The sequence below is a fragment of the Sulfitobacter sp. IGS-18 genome (assembly GCF_059628195.1).
Genome location: NZ_CM184556.1, coordinates 664,955 through 677,331 on the forward strand (window position 1 = coordinate 664,955; position 12,377 = coordinate 677,331).

The window sequence follows — 12,377 nt, forward strand, 5'->3', positions numbered from 1 at the left end:
AGAAAAGACTTGACCGGTTTCACATGTGCCGAAAGGCAGCTTTCCACGACTTCGATGTCAGTTTTCCACATGCAGCGAAAGTCCGCAATCCGCCCTTTGTGATCGCTACCGCTTCCGGCCCAAAGCCGACCTTGGCCACACACTTTGATACTGCATTGCGGCGACACCAAACCAGCCATTCGTTAACTATACGGCAACATTTAATGCGGCCTTTGGAACGCGTGGGACAAGTCGGTCACAAGCCGGTAGGATGCCGAGCAAATTGACCAGCCTGAGGACATCCTATGACGATCACCCACGAAGATGAGCTTAACGACCTGAAAGAAATCGGCCGGATCGTCGCGAACACGATGCACAGGATGGCCAGAGCAACGGAACCGGGCATGACGACGCGGGAGCTTGACGCCATCGGCCGCGCGCTCTTGGAGATTGAGGGGGCAGTGTCTGCGCCTGAAGCGGTTTATGACTTCCCGGGTGCGACCTGCATCAGTGTGAATGAGGAGATCGCACACGGCATTCCCGGCGAGCGCGTCATCCAGGCCGGAGACTTGGTAAACATCGACGTGTCGGCGTCAAAGAATGGCTTCTTTGCCGACACCGGCGCGACCTTCCGTGTCGGAGCGGTCAAACCCTCGCTGGATCGCCTCTGCAAGGATGGGAAACGCGCGATGGAGGTCGGAATCAGGCAAGTTGGCAGCGACAGGCCGCTTGCAGACATTGGTAAAGCAGTAGGCCGATTTGCGTCGAACCGCGGCTATACACTTATCCAGAATCTGGCCAGTCATGGTGTCGGGCGATCGCTCCATGAATACCCCTCTGAAATCGCGACCTGGCCCACGCGGGGCGACAAACGGCGCATGAACAAGGGACTGGTGCTGACAATCGAACCGTTCTTGTCCTCAGGCGGCCTCTGGGCAACAGAGCGAGAAGACGGGTGGACACTCTACAGCGAACCTGCCGCGCCTGTCGTCCAGTATGAGCACACGGTCGTTGCGACAGATCGTGGAGCAATTGTCGTGACACTCCCCGGATGAGGTAACGGCACATTGGACAGAGCAACAAATTCGGCCCACAGCGGTCGCTCGAGGCAGAGGTCTGCACTGCGGCGCGGCACCGTCGAACCGGCCGTTCGCTGCAACCGCGAAATCCCGTGGTTAACCAATTTACCTATCGCGGGACAAACTTGCTATTCGAGGCCTCCATAGCTACCAATTGACGGCTTCGATTTCTGTCAGGAGAGTAGCCTTGTCTTACAATCTCAGTAATTTTCAAGAATTGCGTAAACGGCTTGACGGAACTTTGAAGGACCAGTCTGGAGAACCGATCTCATGTCGGCTCTACGAAGCTCCAGGAGCAAATGGGGCGCTTTCTCTGATTGGCGAAACTGGCGACGAAATCGATTTTCACATTGCTGAGGCTTGTAATATTGCAGGGGTAATTACTTCCCTTGAACGAATTCTTTCTCTTCCAAGGTCGAACGTTGCTTGTTATGAGCTTTCAGAGGTCTTCCTACTAACCCTTGATGTTCTTCGAGAAAATATTAGGGATGCTTCTGCGTCTGACCGCTACCAGGAAACTGATGCTGACAGCAACATCAAGTCATGGGCAGGATTTATAAAGCACCCGAAGGACTACGTTTTCGCGCACAGATGCCTTTCGGACATTTACCCAGCCACCACCCCTGCAACTGTGGTCATAGATAGCAATTTCCTTAAGAGCTGGAATGGCCTCAGTCATCGTGAAAGGGATGCGAGAAAAACCAAACTCGCTAACCGTATCGTTTCAGTAGGGATGCCAAGTGTTGACGAATTGTCCAATTTCTTCGAATCCTGCGCTGTCCATCTTGATAGAATGGTTACCCCCCCCAATTCAGTCTGACTGACCGCGAAGGGCTCGCAGCCGACCTTATAAGTTTTGCAGCATGACAACCCGGTTGAACGCATCGAACCAGAAGGGACGGCCCAGAGCGGACCTCCATGCTGGCCGCAGTTAGTGACCGCTAAGGAAGTCCTCATTGCCGATTTCATGCAATACGGCTAATGTCTGCTACAAGGCGTTCCAAAACACAGCCTTCCGCATAAAACTCGACGGTTTCTAACCTGCGCAACATAGTTAAGGAATATGAAATATGCAGGTTGTGCTAATGACCGTTGCGTTGATTGCCTTCCACGGGAACCGTCGTTCATGCTTTCGAAATAAGCGAAATCCTAAGTATCGAGCAAACAGTTCAAGTTCGCGTGTCCGATCTCAAGCAAGGCGAAGAAGTTTGGTTCATATGCACCGCATACTCAATGGAGAACGAGCCACTGGATACTGGCGAAGGTTATGCCAATGGACCAGTGGATACGATGGATGTCTACTTCCAAACCTCTGACGCAATCGTCCATATTAAATGCCATCGACAGCAAAAATAGATTCAAATTGAAAATTTAGTCCAAATATTGAGCCGTAGAAGGTATCAGAAATGAAAAATCTACCTAATCTCTCACTGTTGGGAATAGCGTTAACAAGCCCCTCGCTCGCACAAACTTACAGCGATGATCTTAATTACGTCTGGGCGGTTAACCACAATGTAGCGAATGCGCAATTTTGTTACATCGAAGGTTATTTGTCTGAGGAGCGAATGCAGGACTTGTGGACACATCAAGACCATGCGCGTCGCTCGACCATTGAACTTGGGTATCCTGTTGAAGAAGTTGACAATTCTGAAATGGCAGGTGCTGAAAGCTTTCACAGCTTCGCTGACCCGTTTTTCAAGGGCTTTCCAGATAAAATTGAAAGCGCTTGCCGCGACTTTACTCTGCAGTTTGATTGGGCCGCTATCAAGGCGCAAGCAGAACAGATCAAAGCAGGTGAATAAATGGCTCCTTACATACGTAGCAATTGGTATAGTCGTTCGGTGACTGACTTTTGCGCAACATCCGAAATCTGAATAGAGGTCGAAAATCCGCACAATTTTCGTCCGCAGAGCGGACCTCAATGCATAACGCAGCGAATGACCGCAATTCGCCCAGCGTGTCAAACGGGTATGTCTGCTTCGGGCTGACAGGAGACATCGGTGCAGTGTCTTACAGCGGCAGCTTTGTCCCGCATTGCAGACCTCGGTGGTTGACGCAGCGAATGGCAGCTCTCCGCCCTTACCATCTGCTTCTCGGCCTAGGGAACTGCGTCACGTCGGGGATCCCCTCGCCGCATTCCTGGCACTTCACACGGTCGGTCAGGCTTTAGACTGTAACGCCTTCCAGCAAATCATTTCGCTCAAGGCGGGCGATCATTTTGCAATTCCAGCACCGGACCACGACGTGCGTCACATTGGGCGGAAAGAGCGGTGTTTCTGACATGGTCGGCCGGATATGGCGAGGCCGCGCGATAGTCAACGGCGCAGTTTTGCGGCATATTTCAGGTGACACCTTGGGTCCTAACCCATTGAAACCCATAGGCGGTGTTTGGTGACACCTTTGTGCGTAAGCTGTTGGAAAATATAGAAACCGCGTATTCCTTCAGGGATCGCCATTTTCGGGTGTCATATGCCAGGCAAACCCGGCTTTGTGTCACATCGCGGGGCAAGAGCGCAGCGGTCATTCGTTAAAAATGCAGCGAACGGCGGGATTGAGCCCGAAGTGACGCAAAGCGCAAGCCGGGCCAGCGCCTGCCCGGGGTGGGCGATACTGACCTATGTTCATGCCACTTTATGTCTCAGCTTTGATGAATCCTAACGAGGGAACACCCAGCCTCACCAAATCGCCTACCCGAGGGGCGGGCAGGCGATGGCCCGGCGCCTTCGGCTTGTTCCGGGCTTTGGTTTCCATTGATTGAACGGCAAAAAAGTCTCGCAAAGCGGACCCACGCGCTTCCCGCGTTGAAAGTCCGGATCAGGTCGGAAATGCCCGATGATTGGGTCAGGATTGCTTGGCGCGGCCCACAGACAGGATTCAGCAAATTCCGCACCGTGGAGGCAAAGGCGCTCGACAGTCGACATCAGGTGAACAGGGCTTTGTCGCCAGTCTGGCGCCGCCCGGCCTGCGCCACCGGTCACACCGGGCCGCTTGCAGCGATTGCAACCCGGCGGAACCTTCGGCGCAGTGGTGCGTTCGGTTGGATGAAACTGAATTGCCTGCCTCCCGCCATCGCCATGTTCGTGTCATTTGGTCTGACCACGGGTCTGGCCACGCCCGCTGCGGCCGAGGTCGTGGGAAACGTGGATGTCGACTGGCTGGGCAACGACATCGTGGTCGAAGCGGTTGCGGACCCCAATGTCAAGGGCGTGACCTGCCATCTTGCCTATTTCGAGCGGGGGCTCATCGACCGCCTGCAAAAAGGCAATTGGTTCGAGGACCCTTCCAATTCCTCGATCTCCTGCCGCCAGACCGGGCCGATCGAGATCGGCGAGATCGACCGCAGCGACGAGGGGGAGGATGTGTTCAGCGAACGCCGTTCCATCATCTTCAAGACACTGCGGGTCAAGCGCATCTTTGACGAGGCGAACCAGACGCTGATCTATATCAGCCACGCCCGCGACGTGCAGAACGGGTCGGCCAAGATGTCGATGTCCACCGTGCCCCTGTTTGGCGCCGGGGTCGATTGACCGGCTGAACAGCGTAAAGCCGCACATGCGCTAGAACCCCGCTTTGCGCGGGGTTTTTCTTGGGTTACCATCAGGAAAAATCCGAGAAACGGGGCAGTAAAATGAATTCGACACGCAGAAATTTCACCTTTGGGCTGGGTGCGCTGGGTCTGGCGGCCTGCACCACGGGCGGCGGCGCGCTGGGGCCCGTGGCGGGCAGTGGCGGCGGCAGCAGCCTGCCCGACGACCTGCGCCCGGTGCCCAATGGCGCATATGACGCCTGGGTCGCGTCCTTTCGCGACCGGGCTGCCGGGCAGGGCATTTCGCCCTCCACCCTGAGTGCGGGCTTTCGCGGCGCAGGCTATCTGCCCGGCGTGGTCACCCGCGACCGCAACCAGACGGAGTTTTCCCGCACGCTGGAGGATTACCTCGCCATTGCCGCCTCGGACGAGCGGGTCAGCAAAGGACGCGCGGCCTTTGCCCGGCACCGCAGCACCCTGGCGGCCATCGAAAGCCGTTATGGCGTGGCACCCGAGATCGTGACGGCGGTCTGGGGGCTGGAAAGCTTCTACGGCGAGCGGCGCGGCAATGTGCCGGTGATCTCCTCCACTTCGACGCTGGCCTTCGACGGGCGGCGTGGCGCGTTTTTTGAAAAGCAGCTTCTGGCGGCGCTGAAGATCATCCAGAACGGGGACACCACGGCCCAGAACATGACCGGTTCCTGGGCGGGGGCGATGGGCCATACCCAGTTCATCCCGACTTCCTACGAGGCCTTTGCCGTCGATTTCACCGGCGACGGGCGGCGCGATATCTGGTCGGACGATCCGACGGATTCGCTGGCGTCGACTGCCGCCTACCTGCAGCGCAACGGCTGGACCCGCGGCACCCGCTGGGGCGGCGAGGTTGGCAATGGCGCACCGGCGGGCCGGGCGCTTCAGCCGCAGCCGGGCGGACCGACCTTCAACGTCACCTCCAATTTCAACGTGATCAAGCGATACAACAATTCCGACAGCTATGCGATTGGCGTCGGTCACCTGGCGGACCGTATTGCGGGCGGCGGGCCGATCAGGGGCAATTTCCCCCCCGACAAGTTCGGCCTGACCAAGGATCAGCGCATCCAGTTGCAAAAACGGCTGACTGCCAAGGGCTTTGACACCGACGGCGCGGATGGCGTGATCGGCCCCAACAGCCGCAAGGCGATTGCCGCCTATCAATCCAGCATCGGCCGCGCCGCGACAGGCGATCCATCGGTGGACCTGTTGCAGACGCTTTAGGATCAATGGGTCCTGAGCCGCGCTCAGGACGTTTTCAGATTCCTCTATCGCGGGGCAGGTGACAGTGTTGCCTGCCCCGTTTGCGTTGGACACTCGGGTGATGGCGGGGGGAGTTTGGCAGCAATTTCAGCAGCCTTGCCTCGAATCGCCCATGGGCGCTACCATGGGTAGAATATTGCCAGGTTATTCTTTTTCATATTTTATGCAGCCGGGGTTTTCTCATGACATATCGGGTATTGAAGTTCCTTCTTGCATTTGTCCTGTCGATTGGCGCGCTGCCCGCGCAGGCGCAGGTTGACCGCAAGCTGATCGTCATTCCAGGCATCGTCGGGTCGGAACTGTCGAACCAGTCGGACGAGGTGATCTGGGGGCGGGTGAGTTCGCTCAAATCTTCCAACTTTCGTCAGATTGACCTGCTGCCCGAAACGGGCGAGCCGGTGGCCCTCACGCCAACCGATGCCCTGCGGAAGGTGCCATTGGTGTTTGGCACGGTAAACGTCGGTCTTTATTCCGGGCTGATCGACTTTCTGGTGGGCAAACGGTCGATCTTTGACAGCGCCGCGCAGCAGCAAATCCTGGGCAATTATGTCGAGGGTACGGACCTGTTTGTCTTTGCCTATGACTGGCGGCGGTCCAATTTCGCAAATGCGGTTCTGCTGAACGAATTCGTGAAGGCCAAAGTGCCGGCGGGCGAGCAGTTTGATATTGTTGCCCATTCCATGGGGGGCTTGCTGTCACGGGCGTTCCTGTCCGATCTGCGCCCGCAGGATTTCTGTACCGATCCGGAGATGGATACCGATCTGCCTGCCGCGGCGCGGGCGGCCACCTGCAATGCTGCCTATGGCAGCCTTGGCGACCAGGGCTGGCGCGGCATCGGGGCCGACAACCGCTTTTCCGAGGCATCGCGCCTGCACACATTTGTCGAGATCGCCACGCCGCATCAGGGCTCGGTCAATGTGGCCAGCACGCTGGTTGAGGGCTGGGGCCGGCTGAGCCAGATCCTGATCGGGGGCAAGCGGGAGATTCAGAACATCCTTCTGTCCATGGTGGGTCCCTATGAGCTGATCCCTTCCTATGAAAACTGCTGCGCCGTGGGGGCGGCAGGCCGGCCCCAGAACACGGTCGTGGCCGCGCTGGACGAGACCTATTGGGCCAGGCTGGTGCTGGGGTTCGAGGTTGATCCCTGTCCTTATGCGCATTGCGCCTCCAGACGCGCCTTGCTGCGGATCGGATTGCAGAACCGCGCGTTGCTGGACCAGGTCTTTGCACAAGGGTTGCCCGACACGGTGAATGCCAATCATGTCATGGTGGGCAGGCTGGTCGATGGCACCCGTGAAACGATGTATGTGGCACGGGGGGCTGCGGGCGACGGGGCCGGTATCACCTACCGGATCAGTGCACGCGGCGATGGCACGGTCTATGAGGGCAGCGCATTGGCCGATGGTAATCAATCCTTTGTTCTGCGCGCGAAACACCCGTTCATCGTCGGCAGCGACGAGGTGCATCGTTACGTCTACAACGTCCTGATCGACCCGGTGCAGACCGTACCGCAGATGGTGAATTCGGAGCGGATCTTCGTCGGCGGAGGCGATGTGGAATCGCTGGCTCTGATGGCGATGCCGCAGATTGCTGGGGTGGGGCAGAATGTTGACCTCCGGCTGGATCTGAACGCCGACCCCGCCCAGAATTTCGACAGCGATGATCTGCAAACCGCGCAGATCGAACTGGTGCTGACGCCCTATGGGGCGGCGGCGCCGGTCTGGCAGCAGTCGGTCGGGGTGAACGAGGGTCTTTCCTTTGCCGCCGGGGGGCTGGCTGTCTTTACCGCCAGCCTGCCCGCGCCTGCCGAAGGGGTCTATCTGGTGAGCGCGCGGATTGGCGACAGGAGCATCGCGCAGGAACTGTTGCATGTGCTGGAGGAGGAATCATGAAGCGGCTATTGTCACGCATCCTGCAGGCTGCGGCGCTGCTGGTGGCGCTATGGGGCGCGCCTGCTGCGGCGCAGGACTGGCCGGAATTTCTGCAAACCCGGCAGCTGTTCCGGGTGGTGGTGACAGGACTGGGCGCGGATGGCACCGCGCTGCAACCGGTCAAGGGAACCGCCTGGGCCGTGGCGCCGGGCATTCTGATCACCGCAGATCACGTCACCGGCAAGGCGCTGAATTACAAGAACATGTCCTCTTCCGACAAGGTTTTCATCCCGCGCCGGGATGTCACGGTCGAGGTCGGGGCGACCAAGCGGTATCAGGGCACGCCTGCAGAGAAATATCCGCAGGGCATCGTGACGACCTCACCTTTCGAGAGCATCGACGCGGCCCGCATCGGTTTTCCCGATTTGACGGCAACCCCGTTCGACCTGAGCGCCTGCGACATCACCGCGAGTGCCAGCTACCGGGTGTTGAAATTCAACGACGGCAACGTCTTTCAGCCCAAGGAGGTGAGCATCACGCTCAAGGCCTATGGCCGGTCCAATCTGGGTGATGCGGGCAGTGTGGTGGTGATGACCGGGCCGAAAGGCACGATCATCGAGGGCGACAGCGGATCGCCCGTACTTGGCCCCGACAACCGGGTGATCGGTCTGGTCTCTGCCATCAACCCGGACAGCGGCAGCGATGTGCGGGACGAGGTTCATGTGACCCTGGTGAAATCCTTTCTTGACCTGATCCCCTTGCAGATCGGCACGCAGGAATATCTGGATATCCCCTGCAGCGACCGCATTCGCCTGCGCGCCATCGACGAATTGCGCGAAGGCCTGACCGCCGCGCGGGAGGATATGGCAGAGCTGCACGCGCAAAAGGATGCGCTGAAGGAACAGGTTGAAACGCTGGCGCAGCGCAACGACATGCTGATGGTCCAGATCAATACGCTGATGCACAACCAGAACTGGCTCGCCAGCGCGGCTGAGCGGGCGGGAACGGGCACGCCCGGGCTGCCGCAAACAGAGGGGTTGGAGATTCTGGCCGCCAACCAGATGCTGCATGCGGCCAATAAAACACTGGTCGAAAAGCCGAGCGACCTGCCGCCCCTGCGCCCCACCGTCACCCGGATCTCCAGCGAACTGGGCAATCCGGAATGGACCCTGTCGGGTTCTGTCAGTGCGAAGAACGACGTGGCGATCAGCCTGTCCTATGACCGGGCGCTTTCCGGCCCGCCCTATGCCGAAGAGCTTGTCTTTTGCTTCACCCCGATCGCATTTGACGTCCCCCCCGGTACGCCCAACGATCAGGACCCGACAAACCGCAACTTCTATGTGCCCATTGAAGGGCCGTTCAAGCCAAGCCAGAACCTGATCAACTGGCCCTTTGCGGGCGACACATCGCCTGACAATTGCTATCCCGCCGGTCATTCGGGCCAGAATGCGGGTTACCCCGCGTCAGATGCCGTGACCAGGGGCAGCTTTCAGTGGAGCCGTCAGCAGGGTGCCTTGCTGGATCTGATCCGGGGTGCGCAGCGCCGCTATCCGGGCAGCGACTGGGACGGCATGTATTATTTTCAGGTGTTTGAACTTGTCCCCGGCAGCGGAGAGGGGGAGGCCATGTACAAGATTCACACCCGTGCCCTGATTGATCTGCTGCGCGATCCTGCGGCTGCGAATGAAGGCTCGGCAATGCCCTGCAAAATCTTTAAGGATGGTCCCAGCCTGACAGAGGCTGTCGCGGATGGCGAAGAAGAACTGCCAAGGGAAAACGAATGTTCCAGAGATATCTGATCGCCCTGAGCCTTGCGCTGCTGACCCAGGCGGGTGCCGCAGAGGCACAGTCCGATAGCCGGCTGCGGTTCGAGACGATCTTTGACCTGCCCTTTGTCCAAAGCCTTGAGTTTGCGCCGGGCGGGCGCGAATTATTCGTCGCGGTAGAGGGGCATCTGCTGCAATGGGAGCTTGATCCGCTCAACCTTGTTCACCACCAGAACACGCAGGTTCTGGCCAATGAAATGGTACTGGGGCCGGATCAGAGGCTCTATTCCGTTGGTCTGGGCAGCGCGCGTGGTTCCTTCAGTCAGGCGGGCAGCAAGGCGGTGGCATTTGGCCGGGACGAGGCCGCAGGTGCTGCCTTTGAAGTGGTCGAAGCCAATTCGAACCTGGGGATTTCGCAATATTCCTCCATCGCCTTTGACAGTGGTGGCAATGCGATCCTGGCCAGTGCCAGCAGCTATACCGCCAGCCCCTTTCCGCGCCGCGAGGATGTGCAGAACGGTGATGCACGCAAATATCCGCAGCTCAAGTTCCGGTGCGGCGGAGTTTCGCAGCTTTCGATTTTTGCCATTGATGGCGTTGACCACTACCTTGCCTCGACGGCGGGGCAGGCCACGCTGGAATTCGGAAAGCTCGACCTGGGGTCCGAGCGCAGCGCGGCCGGCGATTGTTTCATGGTCGAGCAGATGGAAAAGGGTCAGATACGCCAGCCCACCTTTGACGCCGTGCGCCATGCGGTGATCGACCTGGGCGATACGCCGTTTTCCACCGATGGGGCCAGCAAGGCGATCATGGTGCTGAACCCGAACACCAACAAGTTGTCGCTGTTTCGCATCGAACCCTTCGGTAATACGCATTTCCTGTCCCGTCTCGGTGCGCTTGAACTCGATCTGGGAAAATTCATGCCCTCGGGGGCGCAGGATGCGGTGCTGACGGATCTTGCCACCGATGCGAAGGGCCGCGAGGTGCATGTCAGCAGCACGTCCGCCAGTGTCGTGTTGCGGTTCGATTTCGATGGCACCGGCTTGAATTATCGCGGCCGGATTGCCACCGGCGCACCGGTCCAGCGGCTTGAGATGAGCAGCGATGGTGCCGCCGCCGCCATCGTCACCGGCCGCGCGCCCTTTGGCGGGGATTGGCGCATCACCGTGATCGAAAATCCGGCGGCCCTGTCGGATTGGTTGCAGGTGCCGGCCAGTTTTCCCTCCATCAAGGCCCTGCAGGAGCAACTGAACGCGCAGGATTTGTCGGCAGGTTTCCCGGATGGTATCCTTGGCCCGCAGACAACGACGGCTGTCGGGGATTTCCTGTCGGGTAAAGGCAAGACATCGCCGACATCGAATGAGCCTGACGCGGATGCGCAGATGCTCTATCAGAGCATTGTCAGCTCGTTCCCGAAATACCTGTTGAAAGAGAAACCCGCCCGGCTGGCCAACGACTGAACAAAGGAAAATACCATGACCAAAGTCATTTCCCTGCTTGCCGTTCTGTCCTCGCCCCAGGCGGATGCCCTGCCGCAATGCGCCACTGCTCAGACCGTGCAGGGCAGCACGGTCTATTGCTGTTCGCTGACCAATGGCCAGCAATGCTGTTCAGGGTCGCTTGATTCCAGCGGCAAACCGGCGGGCTGTGGCTGCTGATTTCAGCAGTATCTTTCAGGCCCTTCCCACTGGGCCGCGTTATAGCGGTCACCATGCGCCCAGCCGACCGGCAGCACGGTTTCGATCCGCACCAGATCCTCGGCTGAGAGGTCGATTTCTGTGCCCCGGATCAGTTCTGCCAGGTGGGACAGGTCCTTTGTCCCCGGAATCGGCAGAACCCGGTCGCCCTGTGCGATCAGCCATGCAATCGCGAGGGCGGCGGCGGGTTCCCCCATATCTGCCGCAAGCGCGCGGAAACCATCCGTGGCAGCGATATTCGCGTCGTAGTTCGGCTGCATGAACCGCGGATTGCCTTTGGTGAAGGCCAGCGATTGCACCTTGTCAAAGCTGAAGGGCGCATCGGTCAGAAAGGCGCGTCCGACCGGTGAAAAGGCAACCAGCGTGGTGCCAAGCGCGCGGCAGGTCTGCACCAGCCCCAGTTCCGGCGCGCGGGTGGACAGGGAATATTCCGATTGCACCGCCGCAATGGGGCATTCGGTAAAGGCCCGGCGCAGGGTGGATGGTGCGATTTCGGAAAAGCCGACAGCACGGGTCTTGCCCTTGTCCATCAGGCGTTTCAGCGTGCCTGCCACCTCTTCGGGGCTGTGGCTGCGGTCGTAACGGTGGATATAGAACAGATCGACATGATCCACCCCCAGCCTTTGCAGGCTTTCGTCCAGCGCGGCCTCCAGATAGTCGGGATCATTGTTGAACCGCCGGTCCGGTGACCGGGTGATGCCCGCCTTTGTCGCCAGAACCATGTCCTGCCGCGCGCCGGGGGTCCTGGCGAACCAGTCTCCGATGATCTCTTCCGAGCGTCCGTTGCCATAGACATTCGATGTGTCGATATGGCTGACGCCCGCCGCGCGGCAGGCGTCCAGCACCGCGTGGCTGTCCGCGACGCTGGCATCCCCATAGATGCCGGCAAAGGACATCGCGCCGATGCCGAATTGTGAAACGGATGGGCCATCGGGGCCAAGCTGGATTGTCTTCATGGGCTGTTCCTTTGCGCGTCTGATCGGCCGGGGCAGATCAGGACAGCAGGTGTCGGGTGTTTCTGTCGTCGTCAGAAAAACGGCCAATTCAGGTGTCTGCAAGCAGATAGGTGGAAAATCCGACAAATGTAGCGGAAGTGCCCCTTGACCCTCCAGCTACTGGAGACCCTACATCGCTGTTATCACCACGACTGAACGAGGAAGGTATCC

The 12,377-nt window shown here is 59.0% G+C and carries 10 protein-coding genes; 9 read left to right on the forward strand and 1 reads right to left on the reverse strand.

Translation table 11 applies throughout. The annotated features are described in order from the left end of the window. The first annotated feature begins 284 nt into the window (after positions 1-284). The 9 genes from map (at position 285) to ACWNZ3_RS03280 (ending at position 11,172) form a co-directional block, all read left to right on the forward strand. Positions 285-1,034, forward strand: coding sequence for a type I methionyl aminopeptidase (gene map / locus ACWNZ3_RS03240; RefSeq protein ID WP_496901163.1), 750 nt, complete (start codon positions 285-287; stop codon positions 1,032-1,034). A gap of 211 nt (positions 1,035-1,245) precedes the next feature. Further along, the gene (locus ACWNZ3_RS03245) at positions 1,246-1,878 is read left to right on the forward strand and encodes a hypothetical protein (protein ID WP_496901164.1); all 633 of its coding nucleotides are present in this window, start codon (positions 1,246-1,248) and stop codon (positions 1,876-1,878) included. Between the two features lie 586 nt (positions 1,879-2,464). After that, entirely contained in the window at positions 2,465-2,860 is a 396-nt protein-coding gene (locus ACWNZ3_RS03250; RefSeq protein ID WP_496901165.1) for a hypothetical protein, read from the forward strand. Positions 2,861-4,132: 1,272 nt separating this feature from the next. Further along, entirely contained in the window at positions 4,133-4,585 is a 453-nt protein-coding gene (locus ACWNZ3_RS03255; RefSeq protein ID WP_496901880.1) for a CreA family protein, read from the forward strand. A gap of 101 nt (positions 4,586-4,686) precedes the next feature. Next, positions 4,687-5,838: a lytic murein transglycosylase gene (locus tag ACWNZ3_RS03260; protein ID WP_269367669.1), complete on the forward strand. Its 1,152-nt coding sequence runs from the start codon at positions 4,687-4,689 to the stop codon at positions 5,836-5,838. A 221-nt stretch (positions 5,839-6,059) separates the two neighbouring features. Continuing rightward, positions 6,060-7,769, forward strand: coding sequence for a lipase/acyltransferase domain-containing protein (locus ACWNZ3_RS03265; protein ID WP_496901166.1), 1,710 nt, complete (start codon positions 6,060-6,062; stop codon positions 7,767-7,769). Beyond that, positions 7,766-9,547: a hypothetical protein gene (locus tag ACWNZ3_RS03270; protein ID WP_496901167.1), complete on the forward strand. Its 1,782-nt coding sequence runs from the start codon at positions 7,766-7,768 to the stop codon at positions 9,545-9,547. Before ACWNZ3_RS03265 ends, ACWNZ3_RS03270 begins: the two co-directional genes overlap by 4 nt. Continuing rightward, entirely contained in the window at positions 9,529-10,974 is a 1,446-nt protein-coding gene (locus tag ACWNZ3_RS03275; RefSeq protein WP_269367672.1) for a peptidoglycan-binding domain-containing protein, read from the forward strand. Before ACWNZ3_RS03270 ends, ACWNZ3_RS03275 begins: the two co-directional genes overlap by 19 nt. A gap of 15 nt (positions 10,975-10,989) precedes the next feature. Further along, the gene (locus ACWNZ3_RS03280; RefSeq protein WP_114272831.1) at positions 10,990-11,172 is read left to right on the forward strand and encodes a hypothetical protein; all 183 of its coding nucleotides are present in this window, start codon (positions 10,990-10,992) and stop codon (positions 11,170-11,172) included. Positions 11,173-11,174: 2 nt separating this feature from the next. Here ACWNZ3_RS03280 and ACWNZ3_RS03285 read toward each other — a convergent pair whose 3' ends face one another. Beyond that, positions 11,175-12,167: an aldo/keto reductase gene (locus ACWNZ3_RS03285; RefSeq protein ID WP_496901168.1), complete on the reverse strand. Its 993-nt coding sequence runs from the start codon at positions 12,165-12,167 to the stop codon at positions 11,175-11,177. Between the last annotated feature and the right edge of the window lie 210 nt (positions 12,168-12,377).

Excerpts from the sequence above, each read along its gene's own strand:
- map (WP_496901163.1), top strand. The coding sequence starts at position 285 with ATGACGATCACCCACGAAGATGAGCTTAACGACCTGAAAGAAATCGGC.
- ACWNZ3_RS03250 (WP_496901165.1), top strand. The coding sequence starts at position 2,465 with ATGAAAAATCTACCTAATCTCTCACTGTTGGGAATAGCGTTAACAAGC.
- ACWNZ3_RS03255 (WP_496901880.1), top strand. The coding sequence starts at position 4,133 with ATGTTCGTGTCATTTGGTCTGACCACGGGTCTGGCCACGCCCGCTGCG.
- ACWNZ3_RS03260 (WP_269367669.1), top strand. The coding sequence starts at position 4,687 with ATGAATTCGACACGCAGAAATTTCACCTTTGGGCTGGGTGCGCTGGGT.
- ACWNZ3_RS03265 (WP_496901166.1), top strand. The coding sequence starts at position 6,060 with ATGACATATCGGGTATTGAAGTTCCTTCTTGCATTTGTCCTGTCGATT.
- ACWNZ3_RS03270 (WP_496901167.1), top strand. The coding sequence starts at position 7,766 with ATGAAGCGGCTATTGTCACGCATCCTGCAGGCTGCGGCGCTGCTGGTG.
- ACWNZ3_RS03275 (WP_269367672.1), top strand. The coding sequence starts at position 9,529 with ATGTTCCAGAGATATCTGATCGCCCTGAGCCTTGCGCTGCTGACCCAG.
- ACWNZ3_RS03280 (WP_114272831.1), top strand. The coding sequence starts at position 10,990 with ATGACCAAAGTCATTTCCCTGCTTGCCGTTCTGTCCTCGCCCCAGGCG.
- ACWNZ3_RS03285 (WP_496901168.1), bottom strand. The coding sequence starts at position 12,167 with ATGAAGACAATCCAGCTTGGCCCCGATGGCCCATCCGTTTCACAATTC.